The sequence below is a fragment of the Chitinophaga sp. RCC_12 genome (genome assembly GCF_041360695.1).
Classification (GTDB): Bacteria; Bacteroidota; Bacteroidia; order Chitinophagales; family Chitinophagaceae; genus Chitinophaga.
The window spans coordinates 180045-203313 of sequence record NZ_JBFUPS010000002.1; the positions used below are offsets into that span (position 1 = coordinate 180045).

General features: G+C 43.2%; 16 protein-coding genes and 1 tRNA gene. 5 read left to right on the forward strand and 12 right to left on the reverse strand.

All coding sequences use genetic code 11. The annotated features are described in order from the left end of the window. Positions 1-160: 160 nt before the first annotated feature. From AB6805_RS05925 to AB6805_RS05935, 3 genes are all read right to left on the reverse strand, one after another. Complete coding sequence (locus tag AB6805_RS05925; protein ID WP_111579867.1) at positions 161-1747, reverse strand: SusD/RagB family nutrient-binding outer membrane lipoprotein; 1587 nt, start codon at positions 1745-1747, stop codon at positions 161-163. Positions 1748-1773: 26 nt separating this feature from the next. Next, complete coding sequence (locus AB6805_RS05930; RefSeq protein WP_370908533.1) at positions 1774-4986, reverse strand: SusC/RagA family TonB-linked outer membrane protein; 3213 nt, start codon at positions 4984-4986, stop codon at positions 1774-1776. A gap of 103 nt (positions 4987-5089) precedes the next feature. After that, entirely contained in the window at positions 5090-5674 is a 585-nt protein-coding gene (locus AB6805_RS05935; protein WP_370908534.1) for a helix-turn-helix domain-containing protein, read from the reverse strand. Positions 5675-5762: 88 nt separating this feature from the next. On the opposite strand from AB6805_RS05935, the gene AB6805_RS05940 reads away from it, so the two are divergent. The 5 genes from AB6805_RS05940 to AB6805_RS05960 all read left to right on the forward strand — a co-directional run bounded on the left by AB6805_RS05940 (position 5763) and on the right by AB6805_RS05960 (position 10680). Then, positions 5763-6329, forward strand: coding sequence for a MarC family protein (locus AB6805_RS05940; RefSeq protein WP_111579865.1), 567 nt, complete (start codon positions 5763-5765; stop codon positions 6327-6329). Between the two features lie 49 nt (positions 6330-6378). After that, positions 6379-6450, forward strand: a tRNA-Arg gene (locus tag AB6805_RS05945). Between the two features lie 169 nt (positions 6451-6619). Next, positions 6620-8026 (forward strand): hypothetical protein, encoded by a 1407-nt coding sequence (locus AB6805_RS05950; RefSeq protein WP_370908535.1) that lies wholly within the window; start codon positions 6620-6622, stop codon positions 8024-8026. 355 nt (positions 8027-8381) lie between these two features. Further along, on the forward strand, positions 8382-9494 hold the full coding sequence (locus tag AB6805_RS05955; protein ID WP_370908536.1) for a DegT/DnrJ/EryC1/StrS family aminotransferase: 1113 nt from the start codon (positions 8382-8384) through the stop codon (positions 9492-9494). Positions 9495-9498: 4 nt separating this feature from the next. After that, positions 9499-10680 (forward strand): glycosyltransferase, encoded by a 1182-nt coding sequence (locus AB6805_RS05960; RefSeq protein ID WP_370908537.1) that lies wholly within the window; start codon positions 9499-9501, stop codon positions 10678-10680. 60 nt (positions 10681-10740) lie between these two features. On the opposite strand, the gene AB6805_RS05965 is transcribed toward AB6805_RS05960, so the two are convergent. From AB6805_RS05965 to AB6805_RS06005, 9 genes are all read right to left on the reverse strand, one after another. Next, a complete protein-coding gene (locus tag AB6805_RS05965; protein ID WP_370908538.1) occupies positions 10741-12642 on the reverse strand; it encodes an ABC-F family ATP-binding cassette domain-containing protein in 1902 nt (633 codons plus the stop codon). 233 nt (positions 12643-12875) lie between these two features. After that, entirely contained in the window at positions 12876-14453 is a 1578-nt protein-coding gene (locus AB6805_RS05970) for a hypothetical protein (protein ID WP_370908539.1), read from the reverse strand. Between the two features lie 162 nt (positions 14454-14615). Beyond that, on the reverse strand, positions 14616-15971 hold the full coding sequence (locus AB6805_RS05975; RefSeq protein WP_370908540.1) for a N,N-dimethylformamidase beta subunit family domain-containing protein: 1356 nt from the start codon (positions 15969-15971) through the stop codon (positions 14616-14618). Between the two features lie 71 nt (positions 15972-16042). Then, positions 16043-17935: a cytochrome-c peroxidase gene (locus AB6805_RS05980; RefSeq protein ID WP_370908541.1), complete on the reverse strand. Its 1893-nt coding sequence runs from the start codon at positions 17933-17935 to the stop codon at positions 16043-16045. A 233-nt stretch (positions 17936-18168) separates the two neighbouring features. Further along, positions 18169-19101: a GDP-L-fucose synthase family protein gene (locus AB6805_RS05985; RefSeq protein ID WP_370909244.1), complete on the reverse strand. Its 933-nt coding sequence runs from the start codon at positions 19099-19101 to the stop codon at positions 18169-18171. A 4-nt stretch (positions 19102-19105) separates the two neighbouring features. Continuing rightward, complete coding sequence (gmd, locus tag AB6805_RS05990; RefSeq protein WP_370908542.1) at positions 19106-20218, reverse strand: GDP-mannose 4,6-dehydratase; 1113 nt, start codon at positions 20216-20218, stop codon at positions 19106-19108. Positions 20219-20265: 47 nt separating this feature from the next. Further along, positions 20266-21294 (reverse strand): glycosyl hydrolase family 18 protein, encoded by a 1029-nt coding sequence (locus AB6805_RS05995; protein ID WP_370908543.1) that lies wholly within the window; start codon positions 21292-21294, stop codon positions 20266-20268. 13 nt (positions 21295-21307) lie between these two features. Continuing rightward, the gene (locus AB6805_RS06000) at positions 21308-22438 is read right to left on the reverse strand and encodes a DUF1972 domain-containing protein (RefSeq protein WP_370908544.1); all 1131 of its coding nucleotides are present in this window, start codon (positions 22436-22438) and stop codon (positions 21308-21310) included. A gap of 16 nt (positions 22439-22454) precedes the next feature. Then, on the reverse strand, positions 22455-23150 hold the full coding sequence (locus AB6805_RS06005) for a hypothetical protein (protein ID WP_370908545.1): 696 nt from the start codon (positions 23148-23150) through the stop codon (positions 22455-22457). Positions 23151-23269 lie beyond the last annotated feature (119 nt).

Consider the following 23269-nt stretch of genomic DNA (forward strand, 5'->3'; position numbering starts at 1 on the left):
TTTGGATTTTTTAAAGGATTAAGGGAGATAGAAGCGGATATATTCGCTTTCATCTCCCTTAATTATTAATCTAAAAATCTAAAAAAATCCAAAAGTAAAAATCCGGGTAATCAGTATAATCAGCGTAATCAGCGAGAAAGACAAAATCCGCGTCACACTCCTACTTCAGCAGCCACATATCCGCGTTGATGTCGTCTGTTGTGCCGCCAAACTGGTTTTTCAGGGAGGCGGTCCAGTTAATGGTATTAGAAGAGCGGTCGGAATCAGGATACTTGAAACGTTTGGGGATAATGCCGCTGTTGCCCGTACCGGAGCCTACGCTGAAAGTGGGGATGCCGGTTCTTCTCCAGTTGATATAAGCTTCCCAGCCGGAGTTTTCAAAAAAGGCGAGGTATTTCTGGGTCAGGATTTGCGCAAGTCCCTGTGCATTGTTGCCTTTGTATTGCACGTTCGCTTGTTTATAATAGCTGTTTTCAAAATCGAACGGTACTTCATAACGTTGACCACCATACGTTTTAATAATGGAGCCGGCAGCTTCGGCCGGAATGCTATAAAAGCTGAGAGAGGCTTTGATCCCCTTTTTATACCAGGCTTCTGCATCTGCCTGTATCCAGCCACGGTTGGCCGCTTCGGCCAGGTTAAAGCATAACTCCGGGAAACCAAGCAATACGCCCGGCTCAGCGGCATAACTGCTGTAATAACGGCTGCGGCTGCGAACGGAATATACTGCATTATTTACATCAGACATTTTTGAAGACATATTATCCAGGCTTTCACCGGAAGCGGCGCCCACATAAGCAGTGATATCAGCTGGTGACTTACCCAGCTTATTCACCTGTTCTGTGGCGGGTTCGGCGGTGATATATGCCCGCGGATCATTGAGCGCTACCAGAGTATTCAGGTAGGTGGCAGACATATTATACCGCGTAGCATCAAAGCCGAGGTTATCCGGGTTGGATGGATATTTATTGATATTGTTGTAGATAAACTGCAGGTTCTGATCGGCCGATTCCATCAGCGGATATTTAGCAGGATTGCTAACAATATCTTTAAACTGCTGGGCTACTTTCAGATCTGCATCGGCTGTTTTCTTACTTAAAGTAATGAGCACCCGCAAACGGAAAGTGTTTACTGCGCGCTGCCATTTGCCGAGGTCATTGCCATAATAAAAATCACCTTTCAACAACTGTCCTTCGGCGGTATTGCTTTTATCCGGGTTGGCAATCTGCTGTCCCAGCTGTGTGTTGGCTTCATCGAGCCATTGCAGGATCTGAACAAATACTTTCTTCTGTTCATCATATGCCGGCGTCAGGTTATCTTTTCCCTGTAGTGCATCTTTCATTGGTAAATCCCCTACCAGGTTGGTCATACGATAAAAGAACCAGGCCCGGAAAAATTTACCCAATGCAGAATATGGATTCACTGCCTGTCCGCCTAAACGGGTGGCTTCCACTTCCATTTTTTGCACGTTAGTCATGCTGTAATAACTGTTGAGGTCTGCACCGCCCCAGTCGTAACGCTGATCGCCGTAATAGTTGTAGTTACAGCAGTCGAACTGGTTCCAGCGCATCACATTGCTCCATGGTTTATCTGTATTCATATCTGCCAGCACCCCACCCAATACCAGGCTGGGAGGCGTTTGCGCAGGCTTGTTGGTGTTGATAGCATAGTCATCGTACTTCTTGTTACAGCTACTGAGTACAGCACCTGTTAAAGCAAGGAAGGTTAATATTTTGAAAGATTTCATACAATACATTGTTTTAAAGTGACAGATCAGAAGCTGAGATTGATATTAAAGCCATATCTCTTTGTAGTAGGTGTTTGCAGGGTAGAAGCGCCCTGGTCCGCACCCGGATACTGGTCGAGATCCACATCTTTATTCTTTGCAAAATAGAGCAGGTTCCTACCTACAAATGATATATTGGCTGATCTGATAAAAGTGCCTCTCAATATGGCTTGCGGCAGTGCGTAACCAATGGTTACCTCACGCAGTTTTGCAAATGTTTTACTGATCAGGTTAGCTTCGTTTGTTCTGTAGTATACGCTGATATAATCCTGCAGGAATGTTTTGGTAGTGTTTCCTTCATACTGCAGTTTATCGTAGTTGGTAACATTGCCGTTGTTATCATACTGGATAGGTACGTTGTTGCTAACTACCACGCCCTGGCCAAGGTAAGATTTCACGCCTTTATAATCCTGGTAGCGGGCCTCTCCCATTGCGCCTTCTGTGGTAAGGATATTACGTCCTCCACGGAAAGTTTGCTGCTGGATATAATCGATCATGTTGCCACCTACGCGGCCATCGAACTGGAAGCTGAGGCTGATGCCTTTATAACTGAAACTGTTGTTGATACCCCAAACCCAGTCGGCGCTGGCGTTACCGAGGAATTGCTGCGTTGGGTTCACCACCGGGCGGCCATCCGAACCGTTAATGATTTGGCCGTCGGCTGACCTCACGAAAGTGGTACCATAGATCTTGTCTACCCGGTCGCCCACGCCTACAAAGGCGTTCAGCTTGTCTTCCCCATCGTAGATCTTGGTATACTTTTCCTGGAAGGTAGACCAGTTGGCGGTTACGTTCCAGTTAAGACCATTCGGGTTCCTGAGCGGACTGCCGTTCAGGGATACTTCGTAGCCTGTTTTACGGGTGTTTACGCCATTGATACGGTTCTTTGCATAACCGGTTGCACTTGGAATAATTACATCGTAGATCTGTGGGCCATTCTGACTGGTAAAGTAAGTACCGTCGATGCCTATACGATTCTTCAGGAAACGGATATCCACGCCTGTTTCCACCACCTTGCTGGCAAATGGTTTCAGGTCGGGATTAGCGATCGTTTGTGAGATATAGGCGCCTGCCTGGTTCTGGTAAACCGGGGCCACATTATAGAAAGAAGTATTGTAGATAGGGCCATCATAAGACGACTGGTATTCAGAGCCATATCCGAGCGGGTAGGTAGCCAGCGGTGTAGCGCCGATGGTGGCCTGCGTAAAGCCGCCTTTCACGTTAGCATAGGAGCCGCGCAGCTTCAGGAAGGAAACCACTTCCGGCAGCTGGATGTAATCCGACAATACGGTGCTGACTGCAACAGATGGATAAGAGTATACGTTGTTTTGAATTGGCAGGTTAGAGGCTTTATCGATACGGTCAGTGAGGGAGATGGTAGCATATTTCCCCAGGTCGATATCTATATAACCATACGCGCTCAATACCAGCATAGGTGCGTAGTAGTTGGTAGCAAACAATGGATCGCGGCTGTTAGCAAATCCGTACCATCCCGGCGCATTGAGGTAACCGGTAGACACGTAGCTGGAGTTATACCTGTAAGAGCGTGCATTACCGCCTACGGAGGCGTGGATGCCTATTTTATGGGGAAAGGTATTGGTGTAAGACAACAGTACATCGGTGTTGTTTTCAAACATGCTGCGTTTGTCTTCCCGGTAGTCGCCTTTTCCTTCTTCACGGCCATAAGGGTGTGCGGAGAAAGGCACTTTTTCATTCCTCATCAGGTCGTAGGTAGTGATTTGTGTACGGGCCAGCAGTTCCAGCTTATCGCTGAACTTATAGTTCAGTTTTGCATACCCGTTTACGTCTGTTTTATAGTGGCCGCGTAACCATTCGTAGGTCATGAACCAGGGGTTATGATAGCGTTGATATTCCGCGTAAATAGATTGGATACCTTCTTTGCCTGGCTGCCAGTAGTTGCGCATATCGTCCATGCTCCAGTCGGCGCCTGCCCATATCAGGGTGTTGTAAATGATACTGTTGGGGCCGTAGGTTACATCCGGGAAATTGTTGGAATACTGGCGGTTATAGTTCATGTAGGCATCCAGTCGTAACCGGGAGTTGAAGTTATAACCTGCGGAGATATTGAAGTTGGTAATGTTCAATGAGGTGTTGGGAACAATTCCTTTCTGGTAGGAATGCGACAGGGAGAAGCGCAGATCGGCTTTTTCTGTGTGGGAAGATACCGCGATGTTATTGGTACTCAGCATACCTGTTTGCAGGAAGCGTTGCAGGTTGTTTTTGCCTCGGGCAATCCATGGGGTGCCGGTACGTTTACCTGTTGCCGGGTCTACCGGGCTATCGTACTGAGGGATGAGCTGCCCTTCGAATTTAGGGCCCCATACGTCGTAGTCGCCATCGTTGGTTCCACCACCTTTACCATCTACAAAAGCATATTTACCATGATCGCCGGGACCGTATTCATCCTGTACTTTTGGGATGGCATTGAATCCTTTTTCGAACATGGTACTGGAGTTAAAATCAATAGAAAGGCCGCGCTTATCTTTTGTTCCTTTTTTGGTGGTGATCATGATGGCGCCATTGAGGCCACGGGAGCCATACAATGCGGAAGCAGTTACCCCTTTCAGTACGGTATAGCTTTCAATATCATCGGGAGAAATATTCCAGGTATCGGAATTAATGGGTACGCCGTCTACTACATACAAACCTATATTATTACCTCGGAGCAATACCAGTGGGGCCGACAGCAGTTCAGCAGAGGCACCTACGGTAAGACCGGCTACTTTACCTGCCAAACCGTTTACCGGGTTGGGTTCCCTGGCTTTGATCAGGTCTGCTCCTTTTACTTCCTGTACAGAATAACCTACCCGTTTTACTTCTTTTCGTATACCCAGGGCCGTTACCACCACTTCGTCGAGGGCTTTTTTATCCGGCTGAAGGATGATAGTTACATCTGAAGCGCCTTTCAGTGCGTACTGTTCAGGGAGGAAGCCAATAAAGCTGACCTGGAGTACATCGGTGCTGGCGGCGGAGATAGCGAAGCTGCCGGTGGCATCGGTAACAGCGCCGCGGTTGGCGCCTTTTACTTTAACGGTGGCTCCTATTACCGGCTGACGGTCGTCGCCCGCGATAACTTTTCCTGTAATTGCCTGCTGGGCATGTACAGATAGGGTGATGAACAGCAGCAATAACATGGCGCATAGCTGCCTTTTGAGCGCCCGATGTAGATTTGATTGCATGTAAATGTAGGTTTGGATAATTTTATTTTACATGCAAAGCTCAAAATCCTATGTGACCGGAATGTTAACCTATACTAAATTTAATGTTAAGTATTTGTAATCCTTATTTGTCGTTGCCGAGGAAGAAATATACGACCAGGATCTGTGCATTGTCCGGGCCTATGTTGCGGGGTTTGTGTCCGAGGCGGCCGTCGAAGAAGAGGGAGTCGCCTTCTTCCAGCACATATTTTTCATTATCGATGAGGTATTCAACGCTGCCTTTGATAATATATTTATACTCATAGGCATCGGTTTTTACTGTCTGTGAGCGGTGGGCGCCCTTTTTCAGCTCCAGCAGCACGATATCTACCGGGAAATTCTTTACATTTTTGGTGAGCACTCTTTTATAAACAAATCCTTTGGCGGGTTCTTTTTCAAACTCCTGGTAGGCGGCTTTTTGTTTGATGATGACTTTTGCGCTCTGGGTTTGCTGATCGATTTCGTTGAAGAACTCGTTCATGTCCAGCCGGAGGGCCTTGATAATATTGATGAGTACCAGCAGGGAGGGTACTGTTCTGTTGTTCTCTATCTGGGATATCAGCCCTTTACTCACCTCGGCCCTGTCGGCCAGCTCCTGGATGGTAATTCCTTTTGCCTTTCTCTTTTCTTTGATCTTATTACTGATCTGAATGATGATATCCTCTGTCATACTAAACGTAATTAAAACAAATATAAGCAGAAAGCGGCCAGGATAAAAACGTTCATCAATCTCCCTATATTTACACAAAATAGCATTCATGTTCAGCATCGACCAAATTCTGGCCATTACCTTTACGTTATTTGCAGTGATTGATATTGTTGGCTCCATCCCGGTACTGGTATCCCTGAAGGAAAAGCTCGGACACATAGATGCCGGCAAAGCCACGCTGGCATCGGGTTTCCTGATGATTTTATTCCTCCTGGTAGGAGAACCTTTCCTTAAACTTTTGAGCGTAGACGTACACTCCTTTGCTGTAGCGGGTTCTATCGTAATATTTGTAATCGGGCTGGAAATGATCCTGGGGCTGGAGTTTTTTAAAACAGACCCTGATGCCAAAGCCGGCAGCGTGGTACCTATTGCCTTTCCGCTAATCGCCGGATCCGGTACCCTGACCACCATTATGTCGCTCAAGGCCAACTTCGGGCAATATAATATCCTGGCAGGCATCTGCCTCAACCTGGTGATCATATACCTGGTACTCCGTAGCCTGAACTATATAGAACGCTTGCTGGGCAAGGCCGGGCTGATGGTACTCCGTAAATTTTTCGGGGTGATCCTGCTGGCTATTGCCGTAAAAATCTTTAAAAGTAATATCAATCTTTAATGCAATTTGGGATTCTACATTAGAAAATGTAGATTTGCGCGAGTTTTATGGCCTCGTAGTACAATGGATAGTATAAGAGTTTCCGAAGCTCCAGATTCAAGTTCGATTCTTGACGAGGCTACTACATCAACGCCCAATTGCAGTATAACTGGAATTGGGCGTTTTTAATCAGATAGCAGCAGCTTTTTGAAGTTTGCAATATCTGAATCATTTATTAACTTCGGACGACACCGGTCACCTGAAAAATTAAAGTACCGGATTTAACGATTAACCCATCCCTGATTTAATCTATGAAAAAAAAATTATCATCGCTGTTATTGCTAACAGGTATCGTATCGGTAGGTCATGCGCAAACCTATATTAACAATCAGACTACGCTGCAGCCTTCGTCAAATTTCTACATTTCCGGAACAGCGCAATCTAATACCCTGAAAACAACGGCAGGTACAAGTGCGACAGGAACGGCCCACTTCCATATGTTCACCGGCGACGGTAATACGCCTGCTAATCTCAGATGGACCCAGGGCTTTATTGGGGCTGAGGGGGCTTCCAATGCGGGCGCTGATTTCAGACTATTCCGGTATTCAAACACTGGCGCTTTCCTGGGAACCGGACTGGCCATAGAAAGGGCAACCGGTAATGTTATTGTTAATAATCTTACTGCTGCCAACGGGTCTAAAATACAGGGTACTGGTACCACCGCTAACGCATCCTATCTGCAATTTATGCAAAGCGACAATACCACCAGGGATGGATTCGTAGGTTTGGGGAGTACAACTAATAAGGATGTTTATCTTGCAAGTGACAATGGCAATGTTAATCTGGTACCAAAAGCCGGTGGCGGTATACTCCAGGTAGCCAGTGCACAGGTACAGAATACAACCGGCACCTTCCTGATGTCGAACACTACTTCCAATAATATAAGCTTCAATGCAGTGGGCTTAGCCGGGCCTTCCTTTACCACGCGGAGTATTGGCAGTAAAGTTATTTTGTGGAATTCCGCATTGAATGCTACTACTTCCGGCTGGGACATCGGGATGGAAAATAGTCATATGTGGTTTGGCATCCCTGGAGCTTTAAACACCCAGGGCTTTAAATTTTATGGAGGTACTACGCAGATTGGCAGAATCGATGGCATGGGCGCAACCGACTGGGAAGGTCAAGGCAGATTTAAAGGTTGGTATACCGCCAACGGGACCGGGCCTGCTGCAGAAATAGGGATGTCTGGCGGACGGGCATCCTTCATTGGATTTGACCGGACACCCGGATCCACGAAATATCTACCCGTGCTGCTTGTTGGAGGTACCACAGCAAATAATCAAAAAACGCTCATTATTACCGATGTTGGCGTTGGCATCGGAACATATACTCCACAGTCGGAGCTTTCCGTTAAAGGCACCATTACCGCCCAGCGGGTAAAAGTAACCCAGGCTGGTTGGGCAGATTATGTATTCCATCAAAGTTATCAGCTTCCTTCTTTAGCGGAAGTAGAACGCTATGTGCGCTCTAACCAGCACCTGGAAGGCATTCCTTCTGCAGCCGAAGTAGAAAAAGAAGGTATCGATGTGGGAGAAATGAATAAGAAGTTACTGGCGAAAGTAGAGGAATTAACGCTGTACCTGATAGAACAGAATAAGAAGATCACAGCGTTGGAAGAGTGGAAGAAGCAGCAGGAGAAACTTCCTGTTCATCCATAATTACCAGGACATACTATTAATCTGTAAGCTACCGGCAACTTCCAGGATTGCCGGTAGTTTATTTTTATAACCCTTCCATACGGAAAGTCTTACCTCTCTATGCCCGGTGCTGAAAATCGAGACTTGCCACTGCATCCGTGAAGCATTGCATATAATAAAAAACATATTCAACAAAGCGATTTTTACAGCGGGAAAGCGTTTATTTGTATGTTAATGTTTAGCTTTGCAAGCGATTTTCAGGGGCTTTTTAGAAGTAAATGCATATCCTGAATTTCATTTAAGCCGCGGGAATCCATAAAGTACCAATTGATCGCTGAATACCCGTTAAAATCATTCATCCTGATAATAATTATCCATGAATAATTATAAAATACCTGTTTACCGGCCTTCTTTAGGAGAACTGGAAAAGAAAAATGTGCTCGAGTGTTTGGACTCTACCTGGATTTCATCCAAAGGAAAATTCATCACCGAATTTGAAAAGGGGTTTGCTGACTATTTAGGTATGGATCATGCCGCAGCTGTTTGTAACGGCACCGTTGCGCTGCACCTGGCATTGGTAGCATTGGGTATTGGCAGCGGAGATGAAGTGATAGTACCTACTTTAACCTACATCGCATCTGTAAACGCCATCGCCTATACCGGCGCCACACCCGTTTTCGTTGATTCTGTAGCAGAAACCTGGCAGATCAGCCCGGCAGACGTGAAGAAAAAGATCACCAGCAAAACCAAAGCAGTGATTGCGGTTCATTTATACGGACATCCCTGTGAAATGGATACACTGGCGGCTATATGTAAAGCGCATGACCTTTTTCTCATAGAAGACTGCGCAGAAGCCATTGGCAGTAAATACAAAAACAAGTACGCCGGCACCTTTGGCGATATTTCTACCTTCAGTTTCTTCGGTAATAAAACAATCACGACAGGCGAAGGTGGCATGGTAGTAACAAACGACCAAACCCTTTACGACCGCATGGTGCATTTCAAAGGCCAGGGGCTGGCTAAGCACCGGGAGTACTGGCATGATGTGATTGGCTATAATTACCGCATGACAAACATCTGTGCGGCCATCGGAGTGGCACAGCTATCAAGGGTGGAAGAAATCATCACCCGAAAAAGAGAGATTGCAAAAGCATACCAACATGCCTTTAACGGCAGCAGTGTTACTTTTCATGCAGAAGCTGAAAATGCTTTTCACTCCTATTGGATGTGTTCCATCCTGGTAAAAAATGCCGATGAACGGGATGAATTGCGGGACGTCCTTAAAAAAGCCGGCGTTGAAACAAGACCACTCTTTTATCCCGCCCACACCATGCCGATGTACTCCGGTAAATATGAAAGACATATCGTAGCCGAAGACTTAGGCTGGAGAGGTATCAATCTTCCAAGCTTTCCTGAACTGACTTCTGAAGAGATCACCTACATCTCTAACCTCATTCTTGATTTTTATAAAAACAGGGAAACCGTTTGAGGTTATGCAGAAAAGAAAAATAGGTATACATGCTGCAGGCTTCATCGGATGGGGAGGTGGAATTGATTTTCTCAGGATGATCATTCGAAGTATTCTTGCTACAAAGAAATATGAGGTAGTCATATTATTACCTGATCAGTTAAGCTTCAGGGATAGGGTAAGAAGAAGCCTGTCACGTTTCACGAATAAAAAAAATAATGCCCCACGGCAATTCAGCGATCACCGGGATTTATTTCAGGAGTTTAGCCAGGAAGCGAAAAGTGCTACCTATAAAAAAAGCTTAAAGAAAGCAGTAAAGCGGCACCGTATCGACCTGCTTATTCCCTGCATAGAAGCAGTAAACCCGGATATTGATATTCCCTGGGTGGGCTACATCTACGATTTCCAGCATGAATATCTTACACAGTTTTTCACCCCTGAAGAAATTAAACACCGGCAAGTACAATTTGGCAACACTGTACACACCGCCAAACATGTAATTGTAAACTCATACGCAGTAAAAAAAGATATTGGAAAGTTTTATCCGGACAGTACTGCCAAAGTCACCAATCTTCCTTTTACGCCTTTATTCAACAGGCAATTACTTAGCAGTAATTTTACGGAGATAAAGAGCCGGTATGCCTTACCTGATAAGTATTTCATCATCTCCAATCAGTTCTGGATACACAAATCACATATTACAGCTTTCCGTGCCCTGCACATTTTACATTCCATATCGAATGAACGGATTGCTATCGTCTGCACAGGTGATACCGGCGATTCCAGGCGCGCTGATTATTTTGACTCGCTGAAAAAAGAAATCCGGGATTTAGGAATTGAAGACAACGTATTTTTTCTGGGGTACATTTCAAAGCCGGATCAGATCCAGCTGTTATTGCATTCAATAGCGCTGATACAGCCCACTCTATTCGAAGGTGGACCCGGTGGCGGAGCTACCTATGACGCTATTGCTTTTTCAAAGCCAGCCATCATCTCTGATATAGATATTAATAAAGAAATCAATGATCCGCTGGTAACTTTTTTCCAGGTAAACAATCATGCTGACCTCGCAGATAAAATGAAAACGGTGCTTGAACAACATAAAAGCAGCCATTGGAAATTAGACGTTAATAAACTGGAAGAAGAAGCAGCACAAAGAATAAGCGTATTGGGAGATGTTCTCTCAGCACTTATTGATTCGATTTGATGACCTTTATTTTATCTATAGAGGAAGATATCAGTCCTCCTCTATAGATAATGGCACTATTTATCCATTTATTTCACTCAGCTCCAGCCAACGCATTCCCTTCTCATCCAGTAATTGAATAATTTCACCAATCCGGTGGGTCAGGGGTTCCATCTTATCAAAGGGCAATTCTCCACTTGACAAAGAGGCTTCAATTTTTTTCTTTTCTGTTTCCAGTTGCTCAATCTCTTTCTCCAGCAGCTCCAGTTCCCGTTTCTCTTTAAAAGACATCTTGCGGCCTTTGTTCTCTACAACAGGAGTCACTGTTACCGTGGGTTCCGGTACCGCTTCTTTTTTAGGTGCAATGGTCTTCTTCTTGTCTTCTTCCTTCTGCCATTCACGGTACTGAGTATAGTTGCCAGGATAATCGCGGATTTCGCCATCTCCTTCAAAAACAAACAAGTGCTCCACCAGTTTATCCATAAAATACCGGTCGTGGCTCACAATGATTACACAACCCTGAAATTCCTGTAAGAAACTTTCCAGGATGCTAAGGGTTGGTAAATCGAGATCATTGGTAGGTTCATCCAATACCAGGAAGTTTGGATTGCGGAATAAGATCGATAAAAGGTGCAACCTTCTTTTCTCACCACCGCTCAGTTTTGAGATGTAGGTATATTGCTTTTCCGCCGGGAAAAGAAATAGCTCCAGGAATTGTGCGGCGCTTACTTTAGTACCATCTGCTAATGGAAAGTTCTCGGCAATATTCTTTACGAATTCTATCACCCGCATATCTTCTTTTACCACCAGACCCGTTTGGGAATAATTACCAAACACAATGGTTTCACCGATATTGATCTTCCCGGAATCGGGCTGTTCTGTACCCAACAACATATTCAGGAAGGTAGATTTACCAACCCCGTTTTTACCAACAATGCCAACCCGTTCTCCTTTTTTGAAGGTATAATCCATCCCTTTCAGGATCTTCAGATCTCCAAAAGATTTATAGACTTTCTTTAGCTCCAGGATTTTTCCGCCCAGGCGGGTCATCTTCACATTTAGTTCCAGTTGCTGGTCAGCTACTTTGGTGCTGGCTTTTTCCTTTACCTCGTAAAAAGCATCCTGGCGGGATTTGGATTTGGTAGTACGGGCTTTAGGCTGTTTACGCATCCATTCCAATTCCTTACGGTAAAGGTTACGGGCTTTATCCACACTTGATTTTTCGCTTTCTTCCCTGGCAGCCTTCTTTTCGAGATAATTTTCATAATCTCCTTTGTAAATAAAAAGCTGTTCCTGGTCCAGTTCCATGACTTCGTTACAAACGCTATCCAGGAAGTACCGGTCGTGCGTAACAAGCAGCAGCGTTACCTTTTCCTGATCCAGGTAATTCTCCAGCCACTCAATCATAGATACGTCCAGGTGGTTGGTGGGCTCATCCATGATAAGCAATACGTGTTTATGCTCGAAGCCAATTTCGATCAACACCTTAGCCAGTGCTACCCTTTTTTGCTGGCCGCCTGAAAGGGAGCCGACTGGTTGATCCAGGTTATGAATGTTAAGTTTTCCTAATATCTGTTTCACTTTGGTATCGAAATGCCAGGCATTCAACTCGTCCATTTTAGCAATGGAGTCGGTTAACTTATCCAGATCAGGCTCATGTCCTTCCTCGGTAAGCAGTTCATACTCTTTGATAGCGTTTAGTACCGGGTTATTATGATTGAAGATGTTTTCGATTACAGTTTTCGAGAGATCAAAGTCGGATTGCTGCTCCAACATTACAACGGTTACGTCTTTATGAATCCAGACTTTCCCACTGTCGGGCACATCCTTTCCGCATAAAATGCGGAGCAAGGTGGATTTTCCTGTTCCGTTAAGCGCCACCAGCGCTATTTTATCTCCTTCTTCGATATGAAAAGAAATATCCCTGAATAATGGTTTGGTTCCAAAAGATTTGGTAAGCCCTTCTACTGTAACGTAATGCATGGTGCGAAGTTATAAATTATCGGCAACACTGGAAGGGAACAGGGATTATGTATTTGATATTATGATTTTTTTCGTATATTCATTACAGGATAATCAGGGTTTCCTGTACCTGACATTTTTTTCGACAAATAGTTATTTCGGCCTTTGTCCATTATTATCCTCCCCTCTTTGCGATGAAAAATAAAAAAGCCCTTGCGCTGGTGCGGAAGGGCTTGTGTCTGTATATAATTTCATCAGAAGTCGTAATAAAGTTGTCTGAAGCTACTGCGTAGGCCAAACTGAAATATCAGCTCTTTGTTGTCGTACAGGCTATTTTTCTCTCTTCGACCTGTTACAGACAGTTCCAAACGCAAGTTATATTTTGGATTGAGCAAAAAGGCTACTGAGCCCTGAACATAGGTTAAGTTAGTTTTCAAGCCCTGACCAATATGGTTCCCGTAATCTTCGTTACGTGTATTATAAGACTTAAAAATATCTTTCCCATAATTTATACCCGCAGTATCCAGGCCATATTTTGCCACCATTAATTCGCCTTTAAAGAACCATCTACGGTATTGATAGTCTGCGATATTAACCCACTCGATGAAATTAGCCCCCATTGGGTGTGCCAGCGGTTGATTATAATGTCCGTAGTTGTTTAACGTAGACCGCTGTGAGTAAGTATATGGTCGTGCTGCATTTACTTCAGTCAGAACATTCAGCCTGGGCACCTTAAAGATATTGTTTGAACGGAACCCTATTTGTCCTCCAAATTTATTTGCCCACCAGCCTTTTCCACTGGTCATTTCACTGAATTTAAATTCATCAAGCAAAAACTGCCCATATATGGTAGAGTTAACCGAAGGTGCATATTTTACATTCAGCCCCATGAGTGCATTATCCGGAGAGCCTACTGAGAATTCCACCGGGCGCAGGAAAACAATAGGATTGAGATAACTCATATCAAACCCTCTTTTTCCGGTTGAATCGGAGTCCTGCCAAATAACAGCCTCGAAAAAGCCAATCGTAACTTTCTTTGATACATTCCAGTCGAGGTAGTTAAACACCCCCCACTTTTTCCGATAGCCATTGTCGTACGAGGCCCTCGGATATTTCATATCAATAAACTGTGCCCACATTGTGGTATACTGTACTCTTCCTACATTAGCTATTACCTTAAGGAAGGGATAGTTAAACGAATTATCAGAAAGGAGCATGGACCTGTATCCATCACCTATGAAATTTTTGTCATATCCCAATTGGAAATCAAGAAATTTCCCGGCCTTATAACTGAGTAAGGCAGATGAATACGCAAAGTCAAAAGCTTTCCCGTTGCTATAGTCTTTCCATTGCCCCTGCCCCGGAACAATCATCGTTTGACGACCGTAGCGATCAATGTACTCTGGAAACTTGCCCTGGTTCTCGTAAAACTCTGTACGAAATGTAAAGTTTTTCCCCAAACGTCCTCCGGCAATCACACCTCGTGTATTCAACCATGTAGTGCCATTATCAGAACTATTCCCAATAAGCAGATCAGGTAAAAAACTGGCATAAAAATCATAGTCTGCCGTACTATACTGGAGCAGGTGTTCGTTGAAGAGCTTACGGTGAAACCAGCTTCTCTTCTTCGTGGAATCTTCCTGGGGGAGTTGAAACTCTGGTTGTATCATGTAGTCCCGTTGGGAAGAATGATAGCTGAAACTGTTGGTATCAGCGGTGGCTTTATAAAAGCCTAAGGAAAACTGTCTGCCGGCACTCTGCGCAAATGATCCAAAACTAATAGCGAGACAACTTAAAGTGAAAAGGGCTTTAACAATCTTTGTATGTAACATGTATTAATGTGTGCTTGCAAGACGCAAATATATGCTTTTAAGCACATTAGTATCACTACTATAACTGAGAATTAAGTTAGCAGCCACCTTCCTGAAAAGCAAAGACAGCCGGAAGCGCTAATGGGCCCGGCTGTCTTTGTTTATAAATCCGATACAGGAAAACTACCTTGAAAACATGTTTTGGTCTTTTAGTAACCCATTTATAGCATTGGTAGTGATTTGCGGTATCCTTGGCAGCGTAAAGGAATACATAGTACACCAATCGGTGGTCGGTATATTGATAACCGTTCCGGATGCGGGCGTTTTTTTAAACACAATAGCCGTAGGCACCGTTTTTATTGTTCTGAAAGCAAAATCATATCCCAATAATTCTACTTTTTCAAATTTGAGCAGTTTAGTATTAAGAATCGGTGTGCCATCCGCCTCGAAACCAGTCAGAGGGGCGCCATCATACTCTCTGCTGGGACATCTGATAATATCCCCCTTTTTAAGACCCAAACCGGCAAAAAGAGGGGAATTGGGACTGGTTACCTTAAATCCCTCCCAACCATCATTCTTAGCTATAGTGCCATAGCCGCCTCCATCAAAATCGCATCCAATACTTGCGATAATAGGATATTTTAATTTTGATTCTTTCCAGTAAATTGTCTTCAGACTATCGGCAATAGGGGGTTCACCCAATCCTTTATAACAAACAAGCTGATGTTGCAGGCTGTCCACTCTAACCTGCCACCACATTACATTACCGGAAAGTACCAACGCATGCTTTCCTTCAGCTACAAACCTGTCAAAGTTCCGTCTGGCTGGCCTTGACCAGTATTCACTGTGCCCAATAATGATCAGGATTTTGCCTTTTATGTTATCGAAGTTTTCCAGGTCCTGGTCGCAGATAACCGTGTATTTATAGTTTTGCGTTAACATCCATTTAAGGAAGCCGGGGCCACCATATTCGGAAAAACGGATAGGTCGAAGAAAGGAAACTTTCTTTGCTACAGGAAGCGTGTAAAGACTTCTCCTGCCGGATTCCGAGTAGGCGTTCTCGGTGTTGGATGGGTATACTACTGTAAAGTCCGCAGCATCTTTTGATTTAATTACAAAGGGAATTTTCTTACCAACCAGGTAGACGCCCGTCTTCGCATTGGCTGGAATCCTGAAGCGAATGGGATGTTCATATTGGAAACCATCCTCTGATGGGAGTTCTCCCTTAGGACTTTGGTGATATGACTGCTCAACTTTTACAACAAAACTCACGTCACCAGCCATGTCATATACGTTAACTGATTTCTTTTTATGTACACTGTCTGTAGATATAAAGAGCGCAGCGCTATCTCCGGGGAAATAAGACATCTTATCGGGATAACCATTTAGTATAGCACCGTCACTAATAACTGAATCCGCGCCGGGTTGTATTGGTGGTGCTACTGATTCGTTGTTGGAAGACTTTTTACAGGAATAAATAACAGCAGTAACAGTGAGTAGAGCCAGCACGGCTACCTGCTTAATTTTCAGATGATACATGAAGCAACAATTGCTTGGGTTAGGAAATTTGATTACTAATAGCTAAACTTAAAATCCGACATCAAAGGATATCAATTATACAGATTTACTTTTCTGAATACAGCCTGTTCACTATCCAGGGGAGGCAACGCGACTGGTAACTTATGGGCTGCAGCGGTATCTGTTAATTTCTTTAGAAAAGAGATTATACTTTGTTTTTCTTCCTCTGTAAGATTTAACTTTTCCGGAGGGAGCGTCTGATTTACTAACGCAATACCCTGTCCAATCCCTCCACCATCATTATAAAAATCCAGTACTTCTTTCAAAGTATAATAGATTCCGTTATGCATGTATGGTGCAGTAAGCGCAATATTTCTAAGTGTTGGTGTACGGAAGGCATATAGGTATGGGTCCGCTGGGTATAGGTTGTAGCGTCCCCGGTCTTCGTCAACCTCTCTTGATCCTGGAAACCGGGGAACACCTATGACTTCCACCTCTGCCCTGGCAAAATCAGGAGGAAGCGAGCCATTAAATAAAGGTGCAAAATGGCATGTGCCACATTTAGCTTTCCCCATAAAGAGATTAAAACCATGTATTTCCTCACGGTTTAACTGCGAATGATCACCGCGCATATACCTGTCAAATGGCGAATTAAAGCTGGTCAGGGATCTAATATAAGTGGCAATTACATTTTGCAGATGATATGGCGTAAGTGCCTCTGCCGACCGGGGAAAAGCTTTCTTAAAAAGTGCGGCATATACCTTACTTCCACGTATTACATCCATTGTTTTTGCAATAGAACCGTGCATTTCGTTGGGGTTGGACAATACGTCGGAGATCTGGTCCTCCAGGTAAGTTACCCGTGCATCATAAAATAGTGCCGGTTGTATACCTGCATTCAACAAGGTAATGGTGTTTCTGTTTATGAAAACCTGGCCACTGATAGCCGGGCTTTTTGCAAAGCCATCTGTAAATGCTTTCCCCGGCTGATGGCAGGTGGCGCATGAACGTTTGCCATTTCCGGAAAGAGCCGGGTCAAAAAACAGATAGCGACCAAGCGCCTCTTTTTCTTCACCGGGATATTCTTCTTCATCACTGATATAAAAATCAAAAGAGAAAGCATTCTTATCAAAGAGACTCCCTGCTGAGGTACTCACAAGTTCTTTTGAACCGCTTATCACTATCCCTGCCTGCTTCAACAAACCTACAATCATTGTCCCCAGAGGGTTTGCATACGTCGTAAAAAAATGCAGCCGATCAAATGAATCAAAATCCTGGTTATGCTGTAAATAAGCAATGCCACTGTCTACAAGATTATTCATCTTCTTACACGCCGCAGGATCAGATTTACCTAACTCGTCGTTGTAAATAGCTATAATATCATGGAATGACGACCAAACCGAAGCAACTTCCTGTATAGCATTTCCGCTCAACGGAGTGTCATATCCAGCAAGTCCAAGTACAGAAGACCGGAATAATTCCTTTCTAAGTGCTTTAAAAACTATAGTGTCTGTGAGTTGCTTTTTTTCAGAAATATAAATAGCTTGTCGTAAGCTTATAATAAGTTCTTTTGTCAGCCCTGACAATTCTGTACTATCCTTACTGTTATATTCAGGGTACAATAATGCTTCTATCACCTGAAAGCCCTCAGGGGGCTGGATGGTATTGGCATTATCTTCTTCTTCCACTTCAGGAACTGGAGCGCCATTAATTACTTTGGCCAATTCAGGATTTATGTATGCTGTTAGAAACTCCACCTTTTTATAGTACAGCCTGGCTTGCCTGAATAGTTCCCGGATCTGAGGAAGGGAAGCCTTATTTCTGACTGCTCTATCCAATTCCTTTACTTTTGCATCTGTACCCTTAAGGTGTTCGAGGTAATAATATTGTACCTCTTCAGTTTTTACAATGGTGCCGGTACCGCGGTTACACGCCTGCAAAAAAGAAAACAGCAACAGGCAGCTTACTCTTAGGGATAAATTCATAAATATTGGATTCCTGAAATAACAATACAACCCTCAGGATAAAGGATATATTAAACCAGACCCCGCTTTTTTCACGGCATAGCGTCTCAGCTAAAATTTAAAACGCCCTGGGAAAGGAAAAGTTACAGGTATAGGTAGCATATTTTAGCTGGAAGGAAGATGGTGGTCATAAACTGTTGTCAAAATTTAACAGGGAATACTTTTTAAGCAAAAAAAAATCCCGTTAAAGCTGGTCAGGACCAGCCGGTTTCTAATAATTGTCTGTAAACATTCTTTATACCTGTTTCCAGCTCTATATTGGCCCTCCAGCCATAAGAATGAAGTTTACTTACATCCATCAATTTACGTGGAGTGCCGTCAGGTTTGGTATGGTCAAATTTCAGTTGGCCTTTGTAGCCAACAATCCCGCAAATCAGCTTTGCCAGATCTACAATACTGATGTCTTCTCCAACACCAATATTAACCAATCCTTTTTCATCATAGTTCTCCATAAGGTAGAAACAAGCATCCGCCATATCATCCGCGTGAAGAAACTCCCGTCTCGGTGTTCCGGTTCCCCATATAACTACTTCCGGTACGCTCTTAACGTGTGCTTCATGAATTTTTCGAAGCAGCGCAGGTAAAACATGTGAATTATTCAAATCGTAATTATCATTGGGGCCGTATAGGTTGGTCGGCATTACCGAGATAAAATTGCATCCATATTGCGCCCTGTATGCGTCACACATCTCAATGCCTGCAATCTTGGCTATGGCATAAGGCTCGTTGGTTGGTTCCAACGGACCGGTTAGCAAATATTCTTCCTTTAACGGCTGCGGTGCCATTTTTGGGTAAATACAGGAGGATCCCAGGAACATCAGCTTCTTTACCCCTGCCTTAAAAGAATGATGGATCACGTTGTTCTGGATCATCAGATTTTCATAAATAAAATCTCCCCGGTAGGTGTTATTAGCTACGATACCACCGACCTTTGCTGCTGCAAGAAATACGTATTCGGGCTTCTCGTTTTCAAAAAATGTGGCTACAGCCTGCTGATTACGAAGATCCAATTCAGAAGACGTTCGTGTAATAAAATGGTGAAATCCGGCAGCTGCCAATCTTCTCATGATTGCTGAGCCTACCATACCACGATGTCCCGCAACATATATTTTACTATCCTTTTGCATCTTCTTACTCAAACTGGTTTAATACTTTATAACCCGAATCTTTTAATAATTTCTCACGTTTGAACAGCTCAACATCCGCTTCCACCATTTCTTTTACCAGTGCAGCCAGGTCATATTTGGGCTCCCAATTAAGCTGTCTTTTCGCTTTTGCCGGATCTCCTATTAACAACTCCACTTCTGTGGGTCTGAAATAGCGCTCGTCAATGGCAATAACTTCCTGGCCAGGTTTAAGCAGTGAACCGGATGAGTTAACATGTTTCACTATTCCCTTCTCATCAACACCTGTACCTTTAAATTCCACTTCTATTCCTACTTCTAAAAAGGCCATTTTAATAAAATCACGCACTGTATTAGTAATTCCTGTAGCTATCACAAAATCTTCCGGTCTGTCTTGCTGAAGGATTAAGTACATCGCTTCCACATAATCCTTAGCGTGTCCCCAATCTCTTTTAGCATCCAGATTTCCCATATACAACTTCTCCTGCATACCGAGAGATATTTTGGCAACGCCTCTGGTTATTTTCCTGGTCACAAAAGTTTCCCCTCTCAAAGGGCTTTCATGATTAAACAATATACCGTTACAGGCAAACATATCATAAGCCTCGCGGTAATTGACAGTAATCCAATATGCATACATTTTAGCTACGGCGTAGGGAGAACGGGGATAGAAGGGTGTTCTCTCAGATTGCGGTACTTCCTGAACCAGCCCGTATAATTCTGAGGTGGATGCCTGGTATACCCTTGTCTTTTTAGTAAGGCCGAGCAAACGAACAGCCTCAAGTACCCGGAGTGTACCAATCCCATCTGCATCGGCCGTATATTCAGGTGATTCAAAACTAACCTGTACATGGCTCATGGCACCAAGGTTGTAAATTTCATCAGGTTGTACCTCCTGGATGATACGGATAAGATTGGTGGAATCGGTAAGATCCCCATAATGCAGTTTAAGCCTGACCCCTCTTTCATGCGGGTCCTGATAGATATGGTCAATCCTGTCTGTATTAAAAAGGGAACTCCTTCTTTTAATACCATGAACCTCATATCCCTTATCCAAAAGTAACTGTGCCAGGTAGGCTCCATCCTGGCCAGTAATTCCAGTTATAATAGCTTTTTTCATTATTGATATTAATTCTCCGCAAAAATACTCACAAGATATGGTTATTGTTATTGAACAACCTTCATATTTTTACTTTTATTAATTTGTGAGCTTGGTTTACTTTTAGTCTCCTCTTTCATGGCCCTGATGAGTGAAGTTTTGTCATCGTCGGTGTCACCATTTATCTCCCATATCATAATCCCACCCACATTTCTCATGGCAAGATCAACTTTCTTCTTGATGGTGTTTATCCCATTATAATAGACTCCATTAAAAGAATCTGCGTTGGGATCAGCACCTTTACTTATCAGGTCTTTGTAATACGGCGGCACTACCTTAGGGTTACGGCCGTAGGTAGGTAAACCAAGATTCGCCTTCTCCCGGGGAAGCTTGCGGTCAATAATCCAATAGTTCAGGCAGTTTACAGCGAAATCATAGCTTGAGTGCGAAGCTTGTTCCATATCATCGTAAGCCATAATATTAAAATAATCTACCACCGGATATAATTCATCTGGCGCTAAAGCGCCCCACTTAGGCTTACCTGATACAGCCATGGTTAATAATTTCCCTTTCTGGTGAAGCCTCACAGAAAACTTTTTAGCTAACTGTACCAACTTCTGCGGCTCATCTGAATTAAATTTTGGATATTCCCAGTCTAAATCGATACCATCCAGTTGATATTTGTCGACGATAGCCATTACATTATCAACAAACTTATCCATCAGCGCGTCACTTTCCGCAATCTTTGAGAATGTCTTATCTGTGTATTGTCCGCCAAGCGCCGCAATTACTTTCACTTTTTTAGGCCTTGCATTGGCTACAATATCATATAGCTTGTCATAGGTCTTATCATTGGCAATTGTACCATCTGGCATTGGCTTTAGGAAAGCAAAATTTACGCAGGTAATGTTATCATATTTAATTTTTGTTACCGGTCCCCAATTAGAGAAATACCCAATGATTCTAAACGGGGCAGTAGCCGCAGACTTAGTTGTTTGGGTTATTTTCTTTTTCTTTTTTGTTCTTTGGCCTGAAACAGGAATGGCGACTATCGCACTCATCAAAAGCAGGAGCAGCTGAAAAGATCTAATTTTCATATGATTCATTTTTCTAACTTTTACGCCGGGAAAAACTTTTTCTATTTCCCGCTATTACATCAGCAAAAACTTCTTCATGAAGCTTAATAACACGTTTCCAATTATAATAGTTGTTAATCTTGCTATTATTACCCGACAGAAAACCATCTTTATTTTTTGCAGCGAGCATATCTACTTCTGAAATAGATACTGCAAGCTCGCGGCTACTAGTAAAATAAAGCGCGTTTGCTCCCAATACCCCTCTGTTAAAGTTATTACCATGCGCAAAAATAAAAGCATTTGAAGCCATTGCTTCTAATAATGAAGGATTGGTTCCTCCCACGGTATGCCCATGCAGATAGGCCTTACAATAACACCTGAGCGAATCCAGCTTTTGTTTATCATATACCCCTCCAAGAAATCTTATATTCTTATTTTTATATTTTTCTTTCAGATAATTTCCATATTTGTTCTGATGGTTTCCGATAACAATAAATGGAGAAGAATGCCCTGATTCAAGGTATCCATCCAATATCATAGCAATACTGTTTTCAGGCTCGAGCCTGGCAACCAGAAGGAAGTACTCATTAGCCTTGAGATCATACTCTGACAACAGTTTCTCCTCAAAATCATAAACTGCATCCGCACCGTATGGCAAATAAATCGTGTCCGTATTATGAAACTCCTTATAATATTGCTGAATTCCCAGATTATCGGAAATCAGGTAATGAGATTTTTTTATAGCCAACGTCTCAAAATACCGCATCAGCCGGCGGGTAATAAAATTCCATTTAGAACGCTTCCATTCCAGTCCATCCATATTGGTTAACACCGGAATTTTACTGTTCTTCAGTAGAAAGTAAGATGGAGATGCCGTACCATATCCTGCCTCATAAATGAGATCAAAGTCTTTTGTCAGCGCATGCTTAAGGGATCTGTAATCATAAATAAAGTTCCCAACAGCTCCGATGCTCTGCTCGGGGCTTTTCACTTTCTCAATCTTTACCCCTTTAAAAGTATCTTCCTGATAACCATGAAAATGCGGATTATATACAGTTACCTCGTGTCCTAACTCAACAAGGCCCACAGAAATATACTCGGCAAACTGTTCAAATCCTCCGTAATTATTGGGAATTCCCCTTGTGCCTAATATGGCTATTTTCATCTTACTCTACTATTTATCATTTCTTAATTTTAAAATCATTAATCGCGGCTAATAAATACACCACTGGCAGCGCACTGACAATATTGTTAATCCCTACCTTAAAGACAGGGTAATGCGACAACGTAAAAATGAAATAAACAAAAATGATTAAACCCAGAAAATATTTTTTATTCCTATTAAAAAGCAACACAATTAAAGGTGACAAATATAAAAGAAGTCCTGCCAATCCAATGAAGTACATAGTAGTGATCAGATATACTTCTGAATAGATTTTTTCAACAAGTCCGGGGTTTCCCCCCAGAAAAAAAACCAGCGTATAGTCATTAAACAAACGGATAGGGTTGTGATAAATATGCTCCACCAAAATATCCATATCATGCGTGAAGATCATTACAACCATATTCACTATCATTTCATTAAAAAACAACATGACCGCAATACTGAGCACAATCAATGCCAGAAAAAAATTAATGGCGGCTTTAACATTGGTTCTCATCAATATAATAAGCCACATCAGCAGCATGATAAGATAGGCAGTTTTTACTCCCGACAGTAAGATAGACACAACGATCAGGGCAATCTTCCATCCCTTCATTTTAACGGGGAATTTCTCTATCTGCAGGATAATAAGTGTGGCAAGAGGGATGTAAAACTGGCTGTGCGTATCCAGAAAATACCCTGCATGCCTCAAAAAACCATTAGTTCCTTCCATATCCAGGTAATCAGCGAGATTCTGGTTCAGTATTTCCAGGTATGATTTTACAGCCGCATAATTACCCAATATCGTATTGAAGAAAAAGTGAATAATATTTACTGCTGCTATAAAAAGTC

What these genes read in the sequence shown, in the direction of transcription:
- AB6805_RS06005 (WP_370908545.1), bottom strand. Translation starts at nt 23,150, where the DNA reads ATGGAAGGAACTAATGGTTTTTTGAGGCATGCAGGGTATTTTCTGGAT.
- AB6805_RS05940 (WP_111579865.1), top strand. Translation starts at nt 5,763, where the DNA reads ATGTTCAGCATCGACCAAATTCTGGCCATTACCTTTACGTTATTTGCA.
- AB6805_RS05995 (WP_370908543.1), bottom strand. Translation starts at nt 21,294, where the DNA reads ATGAAAATTAGATCTTTTCAGCTGCTCCTGCTTTTGATGAGTGCGATA.
- AB6805_RS05980 (WP_370908541.1), bottom strand. Translation starts at nt 17,935, where the DNA reads ATGAATTTATCCCTAAGAGTAAGCTGCCTGTTGCTGTTTTCTTTTTTG.
- gmd (WP_370908542.1), bottom strand. Translation starts at nt 20,218, where the DNA reads ATGAAAAAAGCTATTATAACTGGAATTACTGGCCAGGATGGAGCCTAC.
- AB6805_RS05975 (WP_370908540.1), bottom strand. Translation starts at nt 15,971, where the DNA reads ATGTATCATCTGAAAATTAAGCAGGTAGCCGTGCTGGCTCTACTCACT.
- AB6805_RS05960 (WP_370908537.1), top strand. Translation starts at nt 9,499, where the DNA reads ATGCAGAAAAGAAAAATAGGTATACATGCTGCAGGCTTCATCGGATGG.
- AB6805_RS05930 (WP_370908533.1), bottom strand. Translation starts at nt 4,986, where the DNA reads ATGCAATCAAATCTACATCGGGCGCTCAAAAGGCAGCTATGCGCCATG.
- AB6805_RS06000 (WP_370908544.1), bottom strand. Translation starts at nt 22,438, where the DNA reads ATGAAAATAGCCATATTAGGCACAAGGGGAATTCCCAATAATTACGGA.
- AB6805_RS05925 (WP_111579867.1), bottom strand. Translation starts at nt 1,747, where the DNA reads ATGAAATCTTTCAAAATATTAACCTTCCTTGCTTTAACAGGTGCTGTA.
- AB6805_RS05955 (WP_370908536.1), top strand. Translation starts at nt 8,382, where the DNA reads ATGAATAATTATAAAATACCTGTTTACCGGCCTTCTTTAGGAGAACTG.
- AB6805_RS05970 (WP_370908539.1), bottom strand. Translation starts at nt 14,453, where the DNA reads ATGTTACATACAAAGATTGTTAAAGCCCTTTTCACTTTAAGTTGTCTC.
- AB6805_RS05950 (WP_370908535.1), top strand. Translation starts at nt 6,620, where the DNA reads ATGAAAAAAAAATTATCATCGCTGTTATTGCTAACAGGTATCGTATCG.
- AB6805_RS05965 (WP_370908538.1), bottom strand. Translation starts at nt 12,642, where the DNA reads ATGCATTACGTTACAGTAGAAGGGCTTACCAAATCTTTTGGAACCAAA.
- AB6805_RS05935 (WP_370908534.1), bottom strand. Translation starts at nt 5,674, where the DNA reads ATGACAGAGGATATCATCATTCAGATCAGTAATAAGATCAAAGAAAAG.
- AB6805_RS05985 (WP_370909244.1), bottom strand. Translation starts at nt 19,101, where the DNA reads ATGCAAAAGGATAGTAAAATATATGTTGCGGGACATCGTGGTATGGTA.